Source organism: Cutibacterium avidum 44067, assembly GCF_000367205.1.
GTDB lineage: Bacteria > Actinomycetota > Actinomycetes > Propionibacteriales > Propionibacteriaceae > Cutibacterium > Cutibacterium avidum.
The window spans coordinates 422,208-443,637 of sequence record NC_021064.1 but is presented as its reverse complement, the minus strand read 5'-3'; the positions used below and the strand labels follow the sequence as shown (position 1 = coordinate 443,637).

20 protein-coding genes are annotated in these 21,430 nt (G+C 64.5%); 8 read left to right on the top strand and 12 right to left on the bottom strand.

Annotated elements, in window-relative coordinates:
* Positions 1 to 57: 57 nt before the first annotated feature.
* Both PALO_RS02070 and PALO_RS02065 read right to left on the bottom strand, forming a co-directional pair.
* On the bottom strand, positions 58 to 885 hold the full coding sequence (locus PALO_RS02070) for an LppM family (lipo)protein (protein WP_015582210.1): 828 nt from the start codon (positions 883 to 885) through the stop codon (positions 58 to 60).
* Positions 886 to 932: 47 nt separating this feature from the next.
* A complete protein-coding gene (locus tag PALO_RS02065; RefSeq protein WP_015582209.1) occupies positions 933 to 2,096 on the bottom strand; it encodes a THUMP-like domain-containing protein in 1,164 nt (387 codons plus the stop codon).
* A 251-nt stretch (positions 2,097 to 2,347) separates the two neighbouring features.
* Here PALO_RS02065 and PALO_RS02060 point away from each other — a divergent pair, with 251 nt between their 5' ends.
* On the top strand, positions 2,348 to 2,773 hold the full coding sequence (locus PALO_RS02060) for a hypothetical protein (protein ID WP_041710203.1): 426 nt from the start codon (positions 2,348 to 2,350) through the stop codon (positions 2,771 to 2,773).
* Positions 2,774 to 2,794: 21 nt separating this feature from the next.
* On the opposite strand, the gene PALO_RS02055 is transcribed toward PALO_RS02060, so the two are convergent.
* The 6 genes from PALO_RS02055 to tsaE form a co-directional block, all read right to left on the bottom strand.
* Positions 2,795 to 3,289 carry an NUDIX hydrolase gene (locus PALO_RS02055; protein WP_015582207.1) on the bottom strand — a complete coding sequence of 165 codons (495 nt, stop codon included), beginning with the start codon at positions 3,287 to 3,289 and terminating at the stop codon, positions 2,795 to 2,797.
* 394 nt (positions 3,290 to 3,683) lie between these two features.
* Positions 3,684 to 5,018: a C1 family peptidase gene (locus tag PALO_RS02050; protein WP_015582206.1), complete on the bottom strand. Its 1,335-nt coding sequence runs from the start codon at positions 5,016 to 5,018 to the stop codon at positions 3,684 to 3,686.
* A 133-nt stretch (positions 5,019 to 5,151) separates the two neighbouring features.
* Entirely contained in the window at positions 5,152 to 6,195 is a 1,044-nt protein-coding gene (gene tsaD / locus PALO_RS02045) for a tRNA (adenosine(37)-N6)-threonylcarbamoyltransferase complex transferase subunit TsaD (RefSeq protein WP_015582205.1), read from the bottom strand.
* The gene (gene rimI / locus PALO_RS02040) at positions 6,188 to 6,637 is read right to left on the bottom strand and encodes a ribosomal protein S18-alanine N-acetyltransferase (protein WP_004808953.1); all 450 of its coding nucleotides are present in this window, start codon (positions 6,635 to 6,637) and stop codon (positions 6,188 to 6,190) included. The genes tsaD and rimI overlap by 8 nt, the downstream gene beginning before the upstream one ends.
* Complete coding sequence (tsaB, locus tag PALO_RS02035; RefSeq protein ID WP_015582204.1) at positions 6,634 to 7,302, bottom strand: tRNA (adenosine(37)-N6)-threonylcarbamoyltransferase complex dimerization subunit type 1 TsaB; 669 nt, start codon at positions 7,300 to 7,302, stop codon at positions 6,634 to 6,636. Before tsaB ends, rimI begins: the two co-directional genes overlap by 4 nt.
* Positions 7,302 to 8,192, bottom strand: a complete 891-nt coding sequence (gene tsaE / locus PALO_RS02030; protein ID WP_015582203.1) for a tRNA (adenosine(37)-N6)-threonylcarbamoyltransferase complex ATPase subunit type 1 TsaE — start codon at positions 8,190 to 8,192, stop codon at positions 7,302 to 7,304. Before tsaE ends, tsaB begins: the two co-directional genes overlap by 1 nt.
* A 207-nt stretch (positions 8,193 to 8,399) precedes the next feature.
* Between tsaE and PALO_RS02025 the strand changes: the two genes are divergently transcribed.
* Complete coding sequence (locus PALO_RS02025) at positions 8,400 to 9,080, top strand: HNH endonuclease family protein (protein WP_187290335.1); 681 nt, start codon at positions 8,400 to 8,402, stop codon at positions 9,078 to 9,080.
* 27 nt (positions 9,081 to 9,107) lie between these two features.
* Here PALO_RS02025 and PALO_RS02020 read toward each other — a convergent pair whose 3' ends face one another.
* Entirely contained in the window at positions 9,108 to 11,342 is a 2,235-nt protein-coding gene (locus PALO_RS02020; RefSeq protein ID WP_417033823.1) for a DEAD/DEAH box helicase, read from the bottom strand.
* Positions 11,343 to 11,760: 418 nt separating this feature from the next.
* Here PALO_RS02020 and PALO_RS02015 point away from each other — a divergent pair, with 418 nt between their 5' ends.
* The gene (locus PALO_RS02015) at positions 11,761 to 12,900 is read left to right on the top strand and encodes a glycosyltransferase family 4 protein (protein WP_004808958.1); all 1,140 of its coding nucleotides are present in this window, start codon (positions 11,761 to 11,763) and stop codon (positions 12,898 to 12,900) included.
* Positions 12,901 to 12,970: 70 nt separating this feature from the next.
* On the opposite strand, the gene PALO_RS02010 is transcribed toward PALO_RS02015, so the two are convergent.
* Entirely contained in the window at positions 12,971 to 14,416 is a 1,446-nt protein-coding gene (locus PALO_RS02010) for an NAD(P)H-hydrate epimerase (protein WP_015582200.1), read from the bottom strand.
* A 178-nt stretch (positions 14,417 to 14,594) separates the two neighbouring features.
* Positions 14,595 to 14,942 carry a holo-ACP synthase gene (locus tag PALO_RS02005; RefSeq protein ID WP_015582199.1) on the bottom strand — a complete coding sequence of 116 codons (348 nt, stop codon included), beginning with the start codon at positions 14,940 to 14,942 and terminating at the stop codon, positions 14,595 to 14,597.
* Positions 14,943 to 15,205: 263 nt separating this feature from the next.
* On the opposite strand from PALO_RS02005, the gene PALO_RS02000 reads away from it, so the two are divergent.
* From PALO_RS02000 to PALO_RS01985, 4 genes are read left to right on the top strand one after another with little or no spacing between them, the layout of a single operon-like run.
* A complete protein-coding gene (locus PALO_RS02000; protein WP_015582198.1) occupies positions 15,206 to 16,135 on the top strand; it encodes a transporter substrate-binding domain-containing protein in 930 nt (309 codons plus the stop codon).
* 23 nt (positions 16,136 to 16,158) lie between these two features.
* A complete protein-coding gene (locus PALO_RS01995) occupies positions 16,159 to 16,818 on the top strand; it encodes an amino acid ABC transporter permease (RefSeq protein WP_015582197.1) in 660 nt (219 codons plus the stop codon).
* Positions 16,802 to 17,467, top strand: coding sequence for an amino acid ABC transporter permease (locus PALO_RS01990; protein WP_015582196.1), 666 nt, complete (start codon positions 16,802 to 16,804; stop codon positions 17,465 to 17,467). The genes PALO_RS01995 and PALO_RS01990 overlap by 17 nt, the downstream gene beginning before the upstream one ends.
* Positions 17,464 to 18,237 (top strand): amino acid ABC transporter ATP-binding protein, encoded by a 774-nt coding sequence (locus tag PALO_RS01985; protein WP_015582195.1) that lies wholly within the window; start codon positions 17,464 to 17,466, stop codon positions 18,235 to 18,237. The genes PALO_RS01990 and PALO_RS01985 overlap by 4 nt, the downstream gene beginning before the upstream one ends.
* A gap of 65 nt (positions 18,238 to 18,302) precedes the next feature.
* Here PALO_RS01985 and glmS read toward each other — a convergent pair whose 3' ends face one another.
* Positions 18,303 to 20,150: a glutamine--fructose-6-phosphate transaminase (isomerizing) gene (gene glmS / locus PALO_RS01980; protein ID WP_004808965.1), complete on the bottom strand. Its 1,848-nt coding sequence runs from the start codon at positions 20,148 to 20,150 to the stop codon at positions 18,303 to 18,305.
* 180 nt (positions 20,151 to 20,330) lie between these two features.
* Here glmS and PALO_RS01975 point away from each other — a divergent pair, with 180 nt between their 5' ends.
* Positions 20,331 to 21,347 (top strand): esterase/lipase family protein, encoded by a 1,017-nt coding sequence (locus tag PALO_RS01975; protein WP_015582194.1) that lies wholly within the window; start codon positions 20,331 to 20,333, stop codon positions 21,345 to 21,347.
* Positions 21,348 to 21,430 lie beyond the last annotated feature (83 nt).

The following is a 21,430-nucleotide window of genomic DNA, read 5'->3' as shown; positions in this document are numbered from 1 at the left end:
CCAATGAAACGGAGCCCTGGAAACCATATGGTTTCCAGGCCTCGTACGAGCTCGCGGTCAGTGTGAGTTTGGACCAAGCTCAACGCCAGGAGCATGGGGTGGCCGACGGCCTCCCTGGGCAGCCTTCCTCTTGTCCACGACCACGGCTGCGATGGCACCACCAATGGCGACGACGACCACCGCGAGAACCACCCATGTCCAGCCGGGTAATCCACCTCCGCGCTCGCCTGAGGCCTCCAGGCCCGAATACGATTCGAGGTCCTCGATGTCAGTCCAGGTCACGGTCTTGCCGTCGACCTTGCTCGCCCCCGAGTGACTGAGGACCTTGCCGGGGAAGGTCACAGAGACCTTGAAATCAAAGCCCTTGGCTGAGCCACCCAGTTCCGAGGGGCCAAACCCAGAGATGGCGTCCTGGAGACCAGAACCATCAAGACGGAACCGGACCTTGTCGTTATCAAAGGCGATGAAGATAGGACCGTCGCCCGCAAAACCCTTCGAAGGTGTGGTCGACGGTTTCGCACTACTCGAGGACGAGGATGACTGGCCCGTCAGCTCAGCGACCGTCATCGTGCCGGTCACCGTGCAGCCCAAATACTTGTCGTCGTCAAAGGGTTTGACCGTCATCTTGTCGGCAGCGTTCTCATCCAACTCATAGGATTTCTTGAGTTCTGAGCAATCGCGAAGCTCTTTCGCGACTTCCTCGGCCTCACTTCCCGCGAACTCGTCGAGGACCGACTTGAGAACTCCGACGGTCAAGGTTGCATCAACATGGTTTTCGTCCTTGATGACGAAACCAGCGTTGAACTTTCCGCACCCCGACAGTAGGAGGAGTGGAGTCAACAGCAGTGCAGTGAGGTATCTTGCCGAGTGCCGAGTGGCCACCATGAGCACATGACATCACAGATAGGCTGATTCTGGATACGGCTGGAGGATCAGCGCATTCGATCGCACACCAAAATCTTGGCGTTTTGCCTTGTCGGAGTGCAAATGAGAGTGACGGGACGTGGTCCAGAGGGCTTGAGCTTTCGTCGCCACGCGACGGGATCGACGTCAACACCGCGCTTCTTGATCTCGAGGGTTCCGACGCGGTGATCACGCACCCAGGAACGCAGCGTCTTGACGTCGAGAGGGAGTACCTCCTTGACGGCAAACCACGTCAACCACGGAGAATTCACCGGGGCGTCCGCAGTGAGGTAGGCGATGCCGTCAGACACCGTGTGCAGCGAGTCGTCAATCGCCGAGAGACTGCCTGCCCGAATGGCTGCCGGGTGAGGCTCAGCCACGAAGGGGCCCAGATCACCAACGTCCGGATCAGGTAGTGCACCGGGCAGCTCAAGGGTCGTCTCGGGGCTGACGAGAATGGCACGATCCCCTGACCAAAGGTCGCCAAACCCGGACCACAACGTCGCCTCAACCAGATCCCCACGATGACCCACGTAGGTGACGGGCAGGTCAGGCAGTCGAGAACGATCGACGCCTGGCCCGAGCTTGACGACACTAGGCGTCAGGGCAATCACCTTTTCGACGAAGGACCATGGCGGCTGCACGTCCGCCAGGCGCCAGGTCCGCCCTCGACCAGTGCGTCGAGCAGGGTCGAGCATGACGACCGTCGAGTCTGACGCGTCCTTGAGCAGGTCATCAACGACATCTGCGGCATCGGCGCACAGCACGTTGACTCCGGGCAGATTGTGACGGGCCAGTTCAGCGGTCGCCGGGTCGATCTCGACGGCCGTCACCCTCAACCCGGCATCGAGGTAAGCCCGGGAGTCTGCACCACATGCGCAGCCCAGGTCCACGACGTCCGTGAAACCTGCCGAGACCAGGCATTTTGCACGCCACCGAGAGACGTCGCCACGGGTGGCCTGCTCGAGTCCGTCACGGGTCCACAACATGTCTGCCCCGACCGGACCGACCTTGCTGACGGCTCGACGTCTCAGACTGATTTGGTCAAGGGCTGCGGCTGCCAGATCGGCATCCATGTGACGACGCAATCTGGTCGCGGCGGACAGCGAATCTGGATCAGACTCGGCGCCGGCGAGGCCGAGGGCGTCGATCCCTTCATCGCTGGCCAGACGGCGTGCCACGGTGAGATCCACGTTGCCACCATAGAGGTACTTTCGAACCGTTTGGGTACAATCTTCGGTCGAGACATCGCTCTGCACTGTTTTCCGTACGAGGAGCAATCAGTACCGTCGTGGCCATCACCACTTACGAGAATCGATCGAGATTCACCCAGCGCCTACAATCCTGGGGGTCCAGGAACGTGACCCCTGAGGACGATCCTTCGCGCCGTTCTGCAGGGTGGTACGTCCATCACTTCATCGGTTCAGCCTTCCAGCTCGGAGCCATGGCGACGACCTACTATGCGTCGCGCACGGAACCCCTCAGCATGGATGCCCACACCAATGTCAGCTGGGCGCTGCTCTTCGTGGCAGTCATCGTGATTCCCGGTCTGCTGACCTTTGCGGAGTCCTTCGTGAAGCCGGACGGCAGTGGCCAGGACTCCGTCACTGCAGCGACCCTCATGCTGGCCCCCTGCGGCATCATCGCCATGGGCATTCTGGCTGCGACACGGATCGTGACGACGCCAATCGCCTTCTCGATTCTGCTGCCAGTGAGCTTGGTACTGACGATCATCGCCCCCTACAGCCTGCCGGGCGGCAATCCGCGTGCTGACAGCATGTTCGCCGAGACCCACTACGGAGCGTGGAGCTCCCGCTGGGTCGCCCCGGTCATCTGCCTCATCCTGTGGATCGTCGGGCTGGCTGGCTGATTTCTCACCGTAGCGGCGTCATCACAGGGTCGAGTAGGACCACCCCGTGGGGCGACCACTGGCGTACGGCAAACAGCCATGGAACTGCGTGACCTCGGGGTCGAAGACCAACGGCAGGAAGTAGCGGTCCCCCTCCCACATCGGTAGCTCGTCGAGGGAGTCGATGCTCTCCCAGGTGAGCGGACCTTCCTCGTTCGCGTCAGGGATGGCGTCGGAAATGGGATGCCATGCGTCGACGACGAAGATGAAACCGAAATGGTCCTCTCCGTGACGACCGAACCCTGGCCACGAGACAGTGCCACGTAGGCGCATGGCATCAACCTCAATCGCAGCCTCCTCGCGCAATTCGCGCTTCATGCCAGCGACGACATCCTCCCCCGGTTCCACCTTGCCTCCCAGCCCGTTGTACTTGCCGAGCTGCTCGTCGCCAGGACGTGCGATGCGATGCACCATGAGAACGCGCTCTCCGTCAGGGTGCATGACGAAGCCAAGGGTGGTGAGGATCGGGGTCATCATGGGGCCATCCTCTCAGGGCGCAGGACAGGACGCTAAGTGGGACGCAGGGCCGCCACGATCCGACGTGCTCGCTGCGAGAATCGACATTTTGCAGCCCCGGGCAGTACGGATCCTCCCCGTCGCCTTCGACGCAGGATGACGACCCCCGGTGAATCTCGCGGAATCCTCACGTTGTTCGTGCGCATCTGTGAGCACTCCCACCGCTCGCCCGTGGTACTCCCGGTAAAACAGCACCGCCCTACCACCACAGATGGTAGCCGTTCCCTGAGTTAACGGATTCCGCACGCGCGGTAAGAGTGCTCATACGCTGAGCTGCCCAGGACGGTAAGAGGCTCACACGCAGAGCTGCCCGTCCGCAGAAAAGCGGACGGGCAGATCCGTGTCGGCAGGGGACTCACATCATGTCGTACTGTGGCAGGACGATCGGCTCCTGGTCGCACGCCTCGGCAATCTCCTCGGACACCCGGGAGCGAGGCACGATGACGTTGTAGACGTACTCGTCGAACCACGAGTCGTTCATCGTGAAGAACCCCTTGCGGCCCACCTCGTCACCCCAGGAGTTCTCAACTCGCCAGCGCACCGGGACACCGTCAACGAGGTCCACACCGACAACGGTCATGGCGTGGGTGCCACCAGACTCGCGCAAGCGCAACCTCTCGGCCTTGGACATTTCCATGTCGATGCCGTAGAGGGCCTCGTAGTCATGCAGCTTCGCATCCCAGACGCCCAGGTCCTTGTCGAACTGCTTCTTGACGTCGCAGGCGAACCAGACCGGCTCGCCTGCTGCGATGGAGTCGATGACCGCCTTCTTCATGACGTCCAGCTCCACCGACAGGTGCCAGTAAGGGGTGCCACCCTCCATGTACGGGGTGTGCTCGTAGACGTAGGTGCGACCGACCGGGTGCTCCTCGCGCGGGTCATGGGCCAGACTGATCCACGGCTCGAAGGCCTGCGGCACGATCTCATGGGCGAACTCCAGCGGGGTGTAGGTGCCCTTGCGGTGGAAGTTCTTGTCCTTGTCGCGGTACTGCCAGGTGAAGCTGGTGGGCGGGGTACCCAGGTGAATCGCGAGGATCCGCCACACGGCGCTCAGGGCCTCGCTTCGGGCTGCCTCCATCTGAGCGGCTCCCCCAGCCACGTCAGAATTGGTCGCGGCGTCACGGATCCTTCCGATGCCTCGACGCAGCACCGTCGACAGGGCACGGTTCATCTGCAAGGTGTTGCCGGCCGACTCGGTGTCGGGCATGGTCCATGAGGGCACCACGCCGTACTTGGCGACAAGGTCGGTGAACTCCATCCACCATCCGCCGTCCTCGGCCGGGTAGTCCATGATGGCGCGCACCTCTTCCTCATCAGCGTCACGCGATGCCGTGGCGATGGCGCGAGCAAGGGTGTGGTTGGCCTTCTCGAGCTTGTCGAAGAAGGCGATGTAATTCTGCGAGAACTCGAGGTCGTCGACCTTGAGCTCGTCGATGACTTTGGCACGCAGGACGTTGAGCCCCGCGAATTCCCAGCACCGTCCGGAGTGCTTCTGGTCGGTCACCTTCCAGGAATCCAACCGCTCGGAAGTCGTCTCGTCGATGCCGTTGACCAAGGTGCGATCCAGGCTGACGGTGTCGGCTCCGGTGCCGGTCACCGCATTCTGAACCAGCCGCCCGGTGACGTCGTTGGCGAAGGACTCGGCGCGAAAGGCGCTGAAACTGGCATCGAGAACGAAGGGTTCACTCATTCCTCATCCATTCCTGTCGATTACTGATGCCCCACAGAATGGCACAGCGGGGCAAACGACGAGCAGGTTCTGACCAGCAGTATTCAAGCGGCTTCGCGTTCACGTCCCCAGAAGACCGCCGACATCCACCACCTCAGACAATCACCTTTTCAATGGGCAGCCCGGAATCAGCGGAGATGTCCATCGACGACGGTGACAGGCCAGCCTTGACGACCTGCACACCGAGGGCAGCGATCATCGCGCCATTGTCGGTGCACAGCCCCGGACGCGGGCGTCGCAGCTCGACTCCAGCAGCCTCCATCCGCTCGGCGAGCAGGGTGCGCAGCCGCGAGTTGGCCGCCACTCCCCCACCGATGAGGAAGTGCTTGAGGTCGTACTCCTGGCACATGTCGACGGCCTTGGCGGTCAGCACGTCGGCAACGGCCTCCTGGAAGCTGGCGGCGACGTCCTCCACCCGGAACGCGACCCCGTCACGCTGCTGGGTCTCGACCCAACGACTCACCGCCGTCTTGAGGCCGGAGAAGGAGTAGTCGAAGCGGTGCTCGACCATGTCGTGACGGGCCGTCAGTCCGCGCGGGAACCGGATGGCCCTGGGATCTCCCTTGGCAGCGGCCTTGTCGATGACCGGACCTCCCGGGTACGGCAGGCCGAGCACTCGCGCAACCTTGTCGTAGGCCTCGCCAGCGGCGTCGTCAATCGTCGAACCCACCTCGACGACGTCGGTCGCGATGCCATTGACCCGCAACAGGCTGGTGTGGCCGCCCGAGACCAGCAGAGCGCCACAGGGCATCGGCAGGTCCCCGTGCTCGAGAAGGTCGACGGCGACGTGTCCGGCCAGGTGGTTGACGCCGTAGAACGGCTTGTTGAGCCAGCTTGCCAGCGCCTTGGCAGCCGACAGACCGACGACCAGAGCCCCGGCCAGACCTGGACCAGCCGTCACTGCGATGCCGTCGAGCTCGGACAGGTCCACCCCCGCGGTGTCAGTGGCCTTCTCCAGCACCGGGACGATCGCCTCCAGGTGAGCCCGTGACGCCACCTCAGGGACGACCCCGCCGAAGCGCACGTGCTGCTCCATCGAGGAAGCGACCTCGTTGGCGAGCAGGTCATTGCCACAGACGATGCCGACTCCGGTCTCGTCGCAGGACGACTCGATGCCCAGGATGAGCGGTTCAGACATGGTTCTCCTCGGTTGTGGTCACGGACATGACGAGGGCGTCAACCCCGCCGCCGTAGTAGTTGGGTCGCTGGGAAATCGTCTCGAATCCGAAGCGTCGGTACAGGGAGATGGCCGGGTCATTGTCGCGGCGCACCTCGAGCATCATGGTGTGGCATCCCCGGGAGCGTGCCCAGTCGATGCCACGGGAGAGCAGTTCGACGGCCAGTCCATGCCCTCGTGCCGCGGGCGTGACCATGATCCGGTCCAAGTCGGCGACGTCGAAGCCGTGAAAGGTGGCGACGGCCGCGACCTCGTCCTCCCCGGCGACCAGCGTGAGGCGGTGGTCGGCCGGCGATATCTCCTCGGCCCAGGAGGTCCGGGACCACTGCCGGGACGTGTCGAAGCTGGCCTGCTCAACGGCCATGACGGCATCGAGATCGGCCGGGCTGGCGACTCTGGTCATCGCTTGATGCCGGGCAGGGTCAGGCGAGTCGGGGTCAGGGTGGCCTTGCGCGTCGTCGGGACGGTGGCGTCGGGGTCGCGCAGGTAGAGCGGCTCCAGACCGACGTCGGGCATGGTCTGCCAGGACGCGGCGAGCACCCCGGCGTCCAGACGCTCCGGGGATCCGGGGGTGGGCGTCAGACCGCGAACCGGGCATCCCGGACCGCCGACCGGAATACCCTCGGGCAGTTCCTCGGGCCGGGTGACGTTGGGGCCGTCGAGACGGTTGCCGGAGGCGTCGTAACGAGCCCAGTACAGCTCGTGGCGACGGGCGTCGGTGCACACCAAGAACTCGCCGTCGACGCCGTCGTCAGCCCACTGGCGGGCCAGGACGTCGAGGGAGCAGACCGGGTGCGGGGTGAGGTCGGCCAGGTGGGCGAGTACCCGCCCGGTGGCCACCCCGACGCGCAGTCCGGTGTAGGGGCCGGGGCCGACCCCAATGACCACTTCGCCGATGTCTGTCAGGGCGATCCCGGCCTGATCGCAGGCCTGATGGATGTGCGGCATGAGCTGTTCGGCATGGGCGCGGGGGTCGTCGTGGTGCAGGCTGACGAGCACCTCGGACCCGCGCGCCAGACCGACGCTGACGGCCGTCGAGGTGTCGATTCCCAGAACGATTGTGTTCATCAGTTGTTGTCTCCGGTCTCGTCGGGGGTGGCGCCAAGGAGAAGTTCGGACAGTGGCGACAGGTCGACGTCCTGCCAGCGGGGGCCGAAACCTTCCAGGTAGACCACGCGGGTCTCGTCGGCGGGATCCCCGCTGCGACGAATGTCGATGTCGAGGTGAGAGCCGCCGAGGTCCTCGGCGATACCGGCTCCCCACTCGATCAAGGTGACGGTCCGGTCCATGGTCTCGTCGAGGTCCAGGTCAACCAGTTCTGCCGCCGAACCGAGTCGGTAGGCGTCAACGTGGACAAGTCCCGGGCGCCCGTCGACTCCGGCGTGGCGTCGGGCCAGCACGAAGGTCGGGGAAATGACCGGACCCTCCACCCCTAGGCCCAGACCGATTCCCTGGGCCAGGGTGGTCTTGCCGGCTCCAAGGTCTCCGGAGGCCAACACGATGTCACCGGCGTGGAGCTCGGTGGCCAGCGTGGCTCCGAGGGAGTGCATGGCCTCGGCGGTGGAGACGACGAGGCGGGTGGGCAGCACACGCACCCAGTCGTCACCGTCACGCTGATAGGCGGGGCTGGGAGCGGACTGCATGCAGGAGACGACGAGGATGCGCGACTCCAGGTCGGTGGCGATCTGCTCGGCTCCCTGGACGAGGGCCGCGGCGATGTCGTCGTCGGGAACGGCCAGGACGAGATCAGCGACCTCGGCATGACCACCGTCGTCGACGAGATGGGCCAGGCCGGCGGTCGCGGCGCCACGGCGTGCCGTAATTCCGATGCCCCGGGTCAACCAGGTGGACACGGTCGTCTCGTCAAGGTCGAGGGCGCGCGCCAGGTCAGCGGCTTCCTCGGGAGCTGCGACCGCGAGTTCCGGGGTCACGTCCTGCGGGCTCGTCTGTTCATCCACAAGGGATCAGGATAGTCCCCGAAACGCGCTCGGTCTTCGTCGTCCCAGCGCCGCTCCACAGGCGTGGCAAACGTGTTCGCCTCAACCCTTCTGCCGAGTCTGTGGTCGGGAGTACTGTCAGGCCCCGTCCCTTGGTGGGAGTGGGGCGGCTGTCGGGATTGCGAGGGTGATGACATGGCGACGCGGACTCGTCGACGGTGGGAGTGGTTGGTGCTGATCATCGTCGCATCGTTGGCCCTCATCGGCGTCTATCGCCGGGCCGCTCCTCACGAGGGATCGACGGCCTACGGACAGGCAGCCGAAGTTCTCGGACAGCTTCCCGTCAAAGGGCGCGCGCCCATGACGGGGTACTCCCGCGAACAGTTCGGACAGGCATGGAGCGACAGCTCCGACCCCGTCCTGACGAGCCCGTGGGGGCACAACGGCTGCGGCACCCGGGATGACGCCCTGGCCCGCGACCTCGTCGGGGCGAAGCTGAAATCCGGCAGCCGGTGCCGCGTGGTCTCCGGGGAATTGCACGATCCCTACACCGGCCGGACGATCAGGTGGAAACGTGGGCGCGAAACATCGGCCGTCGTACAGATCGACCATGTCGTCGCACTGGGAAACGCCTGGGTCACCGGGGCCCAACAGTTGCCGATGGACCGACGTCAGGCGCTGGCGAACGACCCCCTCAACCTGCTGGCCGTCGAGGGAGGGGCCAACCAGCAGAAAGGAGCCGGGGATGCGGCGACGTGGCTACCGCCGAACAAGTCCTACCGCTGTGACTACGTGTCTCGTCAGATCGCGGTGAAGAAGAAGTATCGCCTGTGGGTCACCTCGGCGGAACGCAACGCGATGGTTCGGGCACTGTCGACGTGCCCGAACCAGCCGTTGCCCGCGAGGTGATTCCGCCTCGACTCGCCAGGCGTCGGATCACCAGGTGTCGTTGCCGGAGCGGCCGTACCTGGTCTCGATGTCGCGACGACGTCCGTCATGTCCACGGGAATTGTGACCGCGAGAATCGTGTCCACGATCATGGCCGTGACCACGACGATCCCGGTCGTAACCGCGACCACCGCGGTTGCGTCCGCCCTTGCCGCGGCCGGGCTTGCCGTCACGGGACTTCTTGCCGCGCTGCTGCTTGGGGGCGACGAGGGCCTCGTAGTCCTTCTCGTCGATCGGCGCGCCCAGGGTCGGGCTGCAACCGGCGACCTCGGCGACGTGGTCGTCACCAATCATGACCTGGGCCTCGACCGGCTTGACACCGGCCTGACGGTACAGACGCGACATGCTGCGGCGCTGATGCGGCAGGATGAGCGAGACGACGGCGCCGTCGTGCCCGGCGCGAGCAGTACGACCGGAACGGTGCAGGTAGTCCTTGGAGTTCATCGGCGGGTCAACCTGCAGCACCAGGGTGACGTCGTCGACGTCAATCCCTCGAGCCGCGACGTCAGTGGCGACCAGGACCGGCAGGGAGCCGTCCTTGAAGGCCGCCAGCACGCGGGCACGGGCCCCCTGGGTCAGACCACCGTGCAGGGCACCGGCCATGACGCCGGCCTCACGCATCTGCTCGGCCATCCGGGATGCGCCCCGCTGAGTGCGGGCGAAGACGATGGTGTGACCGTCGCGGTTGGTGATCTCGCACATGAGCCCAACCTTCTCGTGCGGCTTGATCTGGAAGGCGTGGTGGGTCATCGTCGAGACCGATCCCTTGTCGGGGTCGATCTCATGGGTGACCGGGTCGTGCATGTAGCGCTTGACCAGCTTGTTGACGGCGCCGTCGAGGGTTGCCGAGAAGAGAAGGCGCTGCCCCTCTGCGGGGACGGCATCGAGGATCGCCCCGACGGCCTCCATGAATCCCAGGTCGGCCATGTGATCGGCCTCGTCGAGGACCGTCACGGTGACGCCGGACAGGTCAGCGTCGCCGGTCTCGAGCAGGTCTACGAGGCGACCCGGGGTGGCGACGACGAGGTCAACACCCTTCTTGAAGGCCTTGGTCTGCGGGCCGTAGCTCATGCCACCGGCGATGAGGATGGTTGACAGACCCATTGACGAGGCCAGCGGCGACAGCACGTCGGCGATCTGCATGGCCAGCTCGCGGGTGGGCGAGAGGATGAGGGCGCGCGGACGCTTGTCCTCGCGCGGCTCGGTGGACAGACGCGACAGCAGCGGAACACCGAAGGCCAGGGTCTTGCCCGAACCCGTCGACGCACGACCCAGCACGTCACGCCCGGCGATGGCGTCCGGGATGGCGGCAATCTGGATCCGGAAGGGCTCGGTGATGCCCGTGGCGGCCAGGGCGGCGACGATCTCGTCAGGAACACCGAGGGCCGAGAATCCACCCTCGTGATCGATACCGGAGACGTCCAGATCGGTCAGCTCAGTGGCCTTCCAGTTCATGTTGTCGGCGTCGTCGTGATCGGCGTGCCAGTCGCTGCGGTCCTCGCGACGACGATCGTCACGGCGATCGGACCAGCGGTCGTCGCGGCGACGGTCCTTGCGGAAGTCGCGGTTCTTCTGGAAGTCCCGACGGTCACGGTCGCTGCGGTAGCCGCGATCATCGCGCTTTCCGTGATCCCCACGGTCATCGCGACGACGGTCGTCGCGCCAGTCATTGCGATCTTCTCGCCAATCCCGGGACTCGCGACGATCGAAGTCACGGCTGCCATCACGGCGATCCCAGCGGTCGTTGCGACGCTGACCACGACGGTCATCGCGCCAGTCGTCACGATCCCACTTCGAGCCGCGACGATCGTCACGCTTCCAGTCACGGCTGGCGTGGTTGTTGGGGCGACGGGACTTGTGGGGGCGGAACTCGCCATCGTCAGACCACCGACGGTCATCGCGACGATCCCAGCGGTCGTCACGACGTCGGTCCCCGTCCCGACGGTCGTAGCGGCGGTCGTCACGACGATCGGACCACTCGCCACGGCCGCGTCGATCCTGGGAGTAGCGACGGTCCTTGCCAGCCCCACCCTCGTCACGACGCGAGTTCTCCCGGGGAGTCCACGCCTCGAAGTTGCGGCCTTGCGAATCGGTGCGACCGTCCCGGGCCCCTCCCCTGGTGCGCGGCTTGTGGCCGCGAGCGGCGCGCTCGGCGGCCGTCCAGCGACGCTTCGGGGTGCCGTCGGCCTTGAACGACTTGGGGTTGTGTTTCTTGTTGCTCAATGGGGTCATCCCTCACGATGGGTGGACTCCTCGGGCGCGGGCGGCCCACGTCACCGCGCATGAAGGCGCGGCGTCACTGCACGGGGTCGCGGGATCTGGCCACGACGCACCGGACCCAGCGGGTCTCGGTGATGGAATCCTGGGTTTCTTGTCTGTCTCGATGGCCGGGCGAATAGCTGCTGTGCAGGTGAATGCAGTGAGTCAATCCCGGAGCCGATGGCTCCGCCGTGCCCGGGGGGCACATCGAGCAACTGAAACGCATCATGGGCCCAAGCGAGTCGGGCCGTTGCCAACACGCGCACTCTACCCGAGATCGCCACGGTGACGAAAATCGAGATGGGAACGCCGTCACCTCTTGTTCACCACCTCGACAACGCGGCCCTGCTGACTCGTCACATACCCCGGTTACTATTGATTTGTGCGCGTTGCGATCATCACGGAGTCATTCCTGCCCCTCGTCAATGGAGTGACGAACTCGGTCTTGCGAGTCCTGGAGCACCTGCGCGACAACGGCCACGACGCCCTCGTGCTTGCTCCTGGCGATGCTCAGACCCCCCGCGAGTACGCCGGATTCCCCGTCATTCCGCTGGCCTCCCTGCACTGGCCGGGCTACCAGGACGTCCGCGTCTCCACCAGCCCCCAGTGGGCCATGGAGCGCTACCTCGCCGAGTTCGAGCCTGACGTCGTCCACCTGGCCGGCCCCTTCATGATCGGATACAAGGGCGCACTCGCTGCAGCCTCCCTCGGCGTCCCTGTCGTGGCGATCTACCAGACCGACATCCCCTCCTACGCCGGACGTTATGGCCTCGGCAAGCTGGAGTTCTACGGTTGGTACCGCGTCCGTCAGATCCACTCCTTGGCCGTGGCGACCTACGCCCCGTCCACTTTCTCCCGCGATCAACTCGTCAGGCACGGGGTGCCGCGAGTCGGCATCTGGGGTCGTGGGGTCGACAAGGTGCGTTTCAACCCATCCAAGCGCTCCCAGGAACTCCATGACGAGTGGGCCCCCAACGGTGAGGTCGTCGTCGGATACATGGGGCGGCTCGCCGCCGAGAAGCGCGTCGCCGACATGGCTCACCTCGCGGACATCCCCAACACCAAACTCGTCATCGTCGGAAATGGTCCCGCCCGATCCGAGCTGGAGAAGCAACTTCCCGACGCCATCTTCACCGGTGGTCTGGGGGGAGAGGATCTTCCACGCGCGGTCGCCAGCATGGACGTTTTCTGCTCCACCGGAGAGCTGGAAACCTTCTGCCAGGCCGTCCAGGAGGCCAAGGCTTGCGGCGTCCCGGTCATCAGCCCCCGCAAGGGCGGGCCGATCGACCTCATTGACCCGTCACATACCGGATGGCTCTACGAACCCGGCGACATGGCCGACTTCCGCTCTCGAGTCGTCGACCTCGTTGGTGACGACTACAAGAGGCGCGCCATGGGTGTGGCCGCCCGAGCCTCGATCGAGAACCGCACCTGGGAGAACCTGTGCAGCGAACTCGTCGAGCACTATGAGGACGCCATCCGGCTGTCCGGACACTCCACGAGAGCTCGCGCCGCCCTCTGAGAAGAGATCCTGCCCGGAGGAGTCCAGCGCCCTGGAACTCCTCGGGGAGTTGCCCGCACAGCGCGTCTGGTCAGCGGCCCACGACTGTCGTCACGACGCCAGGGAGCAACTCGGCAATCTGGTCGGGAGCGTACGGGCCAGGCATGGAAATCGCCGTGGCAGCCTGCATCCCGGCAGCGCACACAGCCGCGTCGGCAGCACTCAGCCCCGCAGCCAAGAGAGTGCCGCACATCCCTGCCAGCACGTCACCGGAACCTGCCTGAGCCGTCCATGCCGGGCCCGGTAGCGCAGCCCGGACGGCCCCGTCGGGATGCGCGACCCACTGGATCGAACCCTTCAACAGGACCGTGGCACCGAAACGCTGAGCCGCGCGGACGGCTGCCGCCTGCGGGTCAGCCTCCACCTGGCTGCGCTCAATCCGCAGCATCCGGGCCAGTTCACAGGCGTGCGGGGTGAGCAGACATCCTTCCGGCAATTCAGCAGGCAACAGGCCCAGGGCGTCGGCGTCGATGACCATGGGAACGCCGTCGGAGGCTCGTTGGATGAACCGGTCGGCGTTGCCGTCGTCGGGGCCCCAGCCAGAGCCCAGCACCCAGGCCTGGACGCGCCCTTCCCCAACGACGACCGACGGGGCCCGACTGAGGATGAAGGCCATGATCGCGGCCGGTCCGGCGAATCGCACCATCCCCGGGCCACTGCGCAGCGCTCCGAGGACGCCCAGCACCGCCGCCCCGGGGAACCGTTCGGAACCGGTGTCGACACCGACGACTCCGCGGGAGTACTTGTCGTCGAGGGCACCTGGCACCGGCCAGAGCACGGCCATCTCGGCCAGATCGCAGTACTCGTCGACCCCGTTGAGTGTCTTTCCCTCGTCATCGACGAGATCCAGACCGATGCCATGAACCTCCAACTCACCGCAGAACTTCGCGGCCGGATACGCGATGTGACACCACTTGAGGCTGGAGAAGGTCAGGGTGTGAGTGGCGTGGACACAGGACTCCACCTCGCCGGAGTTGGCATCCAGGCCTGACGGGAGGTCAACCGCAAGCACCGGGACCTGACGCTCGCGGAGCCAGCCGTCGATCCTCTCCAGGGACTGCGGGATGCCGGGGCGTCCACCGATTCCGAGGACGGCGTCAATGGCGAGATCGTAGGAGTGACTGGTGACCTCCCCGAGCGGAGTACGAATACAACCAGCGGCGAGAGCGGCTTCCATGCCGGCTTCATGAGGGCGGCCCATGACCTGGGCCAATTCGACCCGCCAGCCTCGCTGGGCCAGCGCAGCGGCCGCAAAGAGTCCGTCACCGCCGTTGTTTCCCCCGCCGACGAGCACGAGGACACACTGTGTCGCCGCCCAGTCCGGTACGACGTCACCGACGGCTCCACCCAGGAGCAGTTCTTGGGCCTTGTGTGCGACGGCGTGGGCGGCGACGTTCATGAGGTCCTGTCCGGGGTGGGCGTCGAACCACCTCTGCTCAGCGGCTCGGATGGCCTCGGCGGTGCAGACAATTGCCATGACGATCCCTCCAACCCCGATGGGGTTCTCGCTGCGGACTGACTCTCATTCAACCACGGTGGGACGGCTGAGCCGACAAGGCGCATCCGGGAGGTCGCACGTTGCGACGCAGAGACCGCTGGGACAGCGACCGGGACCCCACCGAACTCAGGTGGTCGCGGATGCACGGCCGCCCCTCTCACCCCTCGCAGACCACCATGGCCACTGCAACCCCAGCGTCGTGACTGAGAGAAAGGTGCACCTGCGCCACCCCGTGTTCCGAGGCCCGTCGCGCCAAGGATCCGCGCAATTCAAACCGTGGGACCCCGCTATCGGAGACCACTTCGCAGTCTTGCCAGGACAGCCCGTCCCTCCCGCCCAATGCCTTGTACAAGGCTTCCTTGGCGGCAAATCGGGCAGCTTGGGAGCGTGACGGCGTCGCAGCTTCGGCCTCGCTCAAAACCTTGCGAGCCATCCCCGGATGACGCCGAACGGCGGCCTCCCACCTGGAGACATCACAGACGTCGACCCCGATTCCCTTGATCACCCGTCAAGGGTATGCGTTCCACGCTGCACACCGTTGCATCGAACAGCTTCTGACGCTGAACCATGGTCCGCGTGTTCTCAGTGTTTGAGACGCCATATCGCCATAGAAGACACTTTCAAAAAATTCCCTAAGGCCACCAGGACCCAGATTTTGGCTTCGCGGCGCGCTCATACGCAAACTTCACGCCGTAAACAACGACGGCGTCACCCGAGACCGATGTGATATTCCAAGCACAGAGGACACATCAACAACAGGAGATTCCCATGTCCCGCATCACGCGTCACGGCCGGGCCACGAGCCCGCGCATCGCTCTCAGGTCCCGCACCAAGGCAGTCGTCGCTGCCATGCTCTGCGGACTGATGACCGTAAGCGCCACTGCCGGGTGTGGATCCCCCGACGTGGGAGGCGACTCCGGAGGTTCCGCAGAGACCGCAAGCAACGTCGGCACTCGCACCCCCGAGCAGATCAAGAAGGACGGCACCATTCACATCGGCACCTTCGCCGACAAGGCTCCCTTCGGATCCCTCACCGGCAAGAACAGCTACAAGGGCTACGACATCACCTACGGTGAGCGTCTCGCCAAGGACATGGGCGTCAAGCTCGAATGGGTGCCCGTCGACGCCGCATCCCGGGTCGAGTTCGTCGAGTCGGGCAAGGTCGACATCATCCTTGCCAACTTCACCGTCACCAAGGACCGCGCCAAGAAGGTCGACTTCGCAAACCCGTACATGCAGGTGGCTTTCGGCGCCGTCTCCCCGACGGACCATCCAGTCAAGAAGGTCTCCGACCTCGACCACGCCAAGATCCTCGTCGTCAAGGGCACCAGCCAGGACGCCTGGATCCAGGAGCACCATCCCGAGTGGAAGGTGACGAAGTTCGAGGAATACGCCGAGGTCACCAGCGCCCTGGCCGACGGTCGCGGCGACGTTTGGATCACCGACAACACCGAGGCCGTGGCGTTCACGCGCCAGAACAAGAAGTTCATCACCGGAATCACCTCCTTCGGTGACAAGGCGACCATCGCTCCTGCCGTCCACAAGGGCAATGACCCGCTGCGCACCTGGATCAACGACGACCTCGTCAAGCTTGGCAAGGAAGACTTCTTCCACCAGAACTTCAGGAAAACCCTGGAACCGGTCTACGGCGACACCATCAAGCCCGACCAGCTCGTCATCGAAGGTGGAAGGAAGTAGGGCTCACCCCTACGTCAGATCGCATGGATTTCGACGTCATCGGACGGTCGCTTCCGCTCTACGCGGAGGCGGCCGCCCTCACTGCTCGCATCGGCATCATCGGTGTCCTCGCGTCACTCGTCCTCGGCGCACTCTGCGCGGCTGTGCAGTACTTCCGTATCCCGGTGGTACGCCAGATCGTCACCGGGTACGTCGAGTTGTCGCGCAACACCCCACTGCTGGTCCAGTTGTTCTTCCTGTTCTACGGCCTGCCCAAGGTCGGCGTCATCATGTCCGGCGAAACCTGCGCCATCATCGGGCTGACCTTCCTGGACGGTTCCTACATGGCGGAGGCGCTGCGCTCCGGGCTCGACGAGATTGCCCAGATCCATCGCATGAGCGCCGCAGCCCTCGGACTGAACCGTCGCCAGACCTTCATCCACGTCCTGGTCCCCCAGGGCGTGGCCACCGCGATGCCGGCTCTCACCGCCAACACCATCTTTCTCATCAAGGAGACCTCGATGGTGTCCGTCGTCGCCCTACCCGACCTCGTTTATCGAGCCAAGGAACAGATCGGCAACTCCTACACGACGACCGAGGCGCTCTTCCTCCTCGTCGTGTTCTACCTGCTCATCCTCATTCCTATCGCCTTGCTGGGCCGATACCTCGAAAGGAGGACGCGTCGTCATGCAGCCACTGCTTGATCCCCAGAACTGGATCCTGCTGCTGCAGGGACTGTGGGTCTCGGTACGTATCGCCCTCGTCTCGATGGTGTTGTCCATCGTGCTCGCGATCCCACTCGGCCTCGTCATGGACTCCCGGCGTCTGTGGGTGCGAATTCTGACTCGCGGTTACGTCGAGACGTTGAGACTTCTTCCACAACTCGTGCTGCTCTTCGTCGTCTACTTTGACATGGCGCAAGTGGCCGGCCTCGATGTCAGTGGCGAGGCAGCTGCGATCATCGTCTTCACCCTGTGGGGCACTGCGGAGATGGGAGACCTCGTGCGTGGAGCCATCGCGGCCGTACCCCACCACCAGATCGTCAGTGCCCAGGCCCTGGGCATGTCCGACCGTGCGGTACGACGACACATCGTCATGCCGCTGGCACTTCGCCAGCTCGTGCCACTGACGGTCAATCTCGTCACCCGCATGATCAAGACGACCGCCCTCGTCTCCCTCATCGGTGTCGTCGAGATCCTCAAGGTGGCCCAGGCGATCATCGACCGCAATCGCTTCGACCACCCGGACGCCGCGCTGTGGATCTACGGGACGGTCTTCTGCCTGTACTTCATCGTCTGCTTCGTCATTTCCCTGTACTCCCGTCACCTCGAAAGGAGGATGACGCTGTCATGACAGATCATCACCTGACCCTCGAGGGGGTCACCAAGACCTATCCCAACGGTGTGACGGCCCTGCGCGATGTCTCCCTCAACGTCGCCCGGTCCGAGGTCGTCGTGATCGTCGGCCCTTCTGGCTGTGGCAAGTCCACCCTGCTGCGTACCATCAACGGCCTCGAGACGATCGACTCGGGCACCATCACCTTCGACGGCAAGGCCCTCGAGTACACCCCGTCAGGACTGCGCCAGATCCGCGAACGAATCGGCATGGTCTTCCAGAATTACGAACTGTTCCCGCATCTGAGCGTCGAGGACAACCTGCTGCTGGCCCCGCGGCTCGTCAAGCACGAACCCAACGAGGTCTCGCGGGAACGCGCCCGTCGACTACTTGACCGCGTCGGGCTGCTCAACCGAGCTTCCACCCTGCCCCGTCAGCTCTCGGGCGGCCAGAAGCAGCGCGCGGCCATCGTGCGAGCACTCATGATGGAGCCAGAAGTCGTCCTTCTCGATGAGGTGACGGCATCCCTCGATCCCGAGATGGTCCGTGAAGTCCTCGACGTCGTCCTCGAGCTCGCCCGGGACGGCATGACCCTCGTCCTCGTCACCCACGAGATGGATTTCGCACGGGCGATCGCCGACCGGATCGTCTTCATGGACGCCGGACAGATCGTCGAGATCTCGGAACCGGACCAGTTCTTCACGAACCCGACGAGCGAGCGCGCCAAGACCTTCCTGCAGATCTTCAACTTCGACGAGGTCGATCACCAACAGCAGTCATCCCACTGACCCCTGACGCCGAACGCGCATCGCCCCCGGAATCCTCGGATTCCGGGGGCGAAATCGTGCAGAAATCACTCCACCGTGACGGACTTGGCCAGATTGCGCGGCTGGTCGACGTCGTGACCCTTGGCGGTGGCCAGCTCACAGGCGAAGGCCTGCAGCGGGACCGCTGCCACCAGGGGCTGCAGCAGGGTCGAGCACGGCGGCAGACCGATGAAGGTGTCGGCGAACGGCCTGACGTCCTCGTCCCCCCTCTCGGCCAACACGATCGTCTTGGCGCCACGAGCGCGGATCTCCTGAATGTTGGAAACCACCTTGTCGTGGAGCTGATCGCGACCCTTCGGAGGCACGACGACGAAGACCGGGGTGTCCTCCTCGATGACGGCAATCGGGCCGTGCTTGAGCTCGCCGGCGGCGAAGCCCTCGGCGTGCATGTAGGCGATCTCCTTGAGCTTGAGGGCACCCTCCAGGGCCACCGGGTAACCGACGTGGCGTCCGAGGAAGAAAACGGCTTCCTCCTCCTTGGCCATGACTCGCGCCAACTCGTAGACCGGCTCGATCTCGTCGAGGACCTCCTGGATCTTGCTCGGCATCTGATCCAGCTCGGACATGACACTACGGATCTCGTCGCCGTACTTCATGCCACGCACCTGGGCCAGGTAGAGGCCCAGCAGGTAGCAGGCGACGACCTGGGTGAGGAATCCCTTGGTCGACGCGACGCCGATCTCCGGGCCGGCATGGGTGTAGATGACGGCGTCGGACTCGCGCGGAATCGTCGCACCATTGGTGTTGCAAATCGCGATGACCTTGGCGTGCTGCTCCCGGGCGTGCCGAATGGCCATGAGGGTGTCGGCGGTCTCGCCGGACTGGGAGATCGTCACGATCAGGGTCGTCGGGTCGATGATCGGGTCGCGGTAGCGGAACTCGCTGGCCAGATCGACCTCGCAGGCCACTCGGGTCCAGTGCTCGATGGCGTACTTGGCGACCATCCCGGCGTAGTAGGACGATCCACAGGCCACTACGACGATCTTGGTGATGCGTCGCAGGTCTTCCGGGGAGATGCGAATCTCGTCGAGGACCAATTCTCCACGGTCGGACCAGCGACCCAACAGGGTGTCGGCGACCGCACGCGGCTGCTCGAAGATCTCCTTGCGCATGAACCAGTCGTGGCCCTGTTTCTCGGCCGCCGACAGGTCCCAGTCGACGTGGTACGGGCGAGCCTGGCTGGGGTTGCCCTCGAAGTCGGTGACGGTGACGTCCTCGGACGTCAGCACGACGACCTGGTCCTGACCCAGCTCGAGGGCCTCACGGGTGTGCTCGATGAAAGCGGCGACGTCGGAGGCGAGGAAGTTCTCCCCCTGCCCCAGGCCGACGACCAGCGGGGAGTTACGACGAGCTGCCACGACGGTGTCAGGGGCGTCGGCGCTGACGGCCACGAGGGTGAAGGCGCCCTCGAGACGAGAGGCAACGGCACCCATGGCCTCGGCCAACGAGGAACCCTGCTGCATCTGCAAGGCAAGCATGTGAGCGGCAGTCTCGCTGTCCGTCTCCGAGGCGAAGGTGACGCCATGTCCCTCGAGCTCGGCGCGCAGGGAGGCGAAGTTCTCGATGATGCCATTGTGGACGACCGCGACCCGGCCGTCGAAGGACAGGTGGGGGTGGGCGTTCTCGTCGGTCGGGGCACCGTGGGTCGCCCAGCGGGTGTGGCCGATGCCCTGGTTGGACTCAGGGAGCGGATGAGCAGCGAGCTCCTCCTCAAGATTGGTCAACTTGCCTGATTTCTTGGCCCGATGCAGGCTTCCATCCGCCATGACCGCCAGTCCAGCTGAGTCATATCCTCGGTACTCAAGACGTCGCAGCCCGTCGATGATGACACGTTCAGCCTGCCGATGGCCGCAATACCCAACAATTCCGCACATGACAAGAAACGTACATGAATCATGAGCGTTCTAGCGAACCGAAACGCCTGACCATTTGAACACTCAACGACAATGCCACCTGCACGAAAGGCCTGATTTCACGGATGTACAGCCCATCATGACCCTGCCGATTCATAGATTCTCTCACATCATGCACCGACGTCAAGATTGAGGAAAAGCATGAGATCAAAAAAGTTCGCAGCAGTCCTGACCTCCCTGACCACCGTCGTGGCCACTGCCTTCGCGGCCATTTCGGCTGCCCCGGCACATGCCGTCGAAACCGATACCTCGGTTCCACCCGAGATCACCATGCCCGGCAGCCCGGATGGCATTCCGTCTGCTGGCGACGGACCCCGCAAGCTGTTCACCTACCCGGCCTCCATCTACGCCCTGGCCCACCCTGGTACCAATCCCCAGGGAGCCAACAACTTCAGCTGCAAACCGCGTGAGGGGCATAACCCCGTCGTCCTGCTGCCCGGCACGAACTCCGACGCCTACGCATCCTGGTCGATGTACTCCCCGAAGCTCACCAAGGCCGGGTACTGCGTCTTCTCCCCGAACTTCAACGGGCTGAAGCTGCTGCCGAACTTCGCCTACACCGGTGACATCCGAGTCTCCGCCAAGGCCGTCTCCGGCTTCGTCGACCGCGTCCTCACAGCCACCGGATCCAAGAAGGTCGACCTCATCGGGTGGTCCCAGGGTGGCGGCCCACTGCCGAACTACTACATCACCAAGCTCGGCGGGGACAAGAAGGTCGACAAACTCATCGCCCTCGCCCCCTCGAACCACGGCGTCGGTCCGAAGGCCGTCTCCAAGTTCGTCAACAAGGCCGTTGACGAGGCCACTCACGAGCAGATCGAGGATGCCTTCAACAAGGCCCACATCGCCAGCTACGAGCAACAGCTCGGTTCCTCCCGCTTCATCAAGGAGTTGTACGGCAACGGCCCGGTGACCCGCCCCGGCGTCAAGTACACAGTCATCGAAGGCCGCTACGACGACGTCGTGGTGCCGTTCACCAACGCCTTCCTGTACGAGCCCGGTGTCAAGAACATCCTCGTTCAGAACATCTGCCACTCTGACCACGCCAGCCATGTCAACTTCACCTACGACACCAACGTGTACCAGATGGCCGTCAACGCCCTGGATCCTGACCAGGCGAAGCCAGTGGTCTGCGTCCCCCAGCCCTTCCTCGGCTAATCGTGTCCGTCCTCAACGCTGACGGCGCGGCCCTGCGGGGCTGCGCCGTCAGCGCATTCAGCTGTGCAGGGTGCCCTCAGATG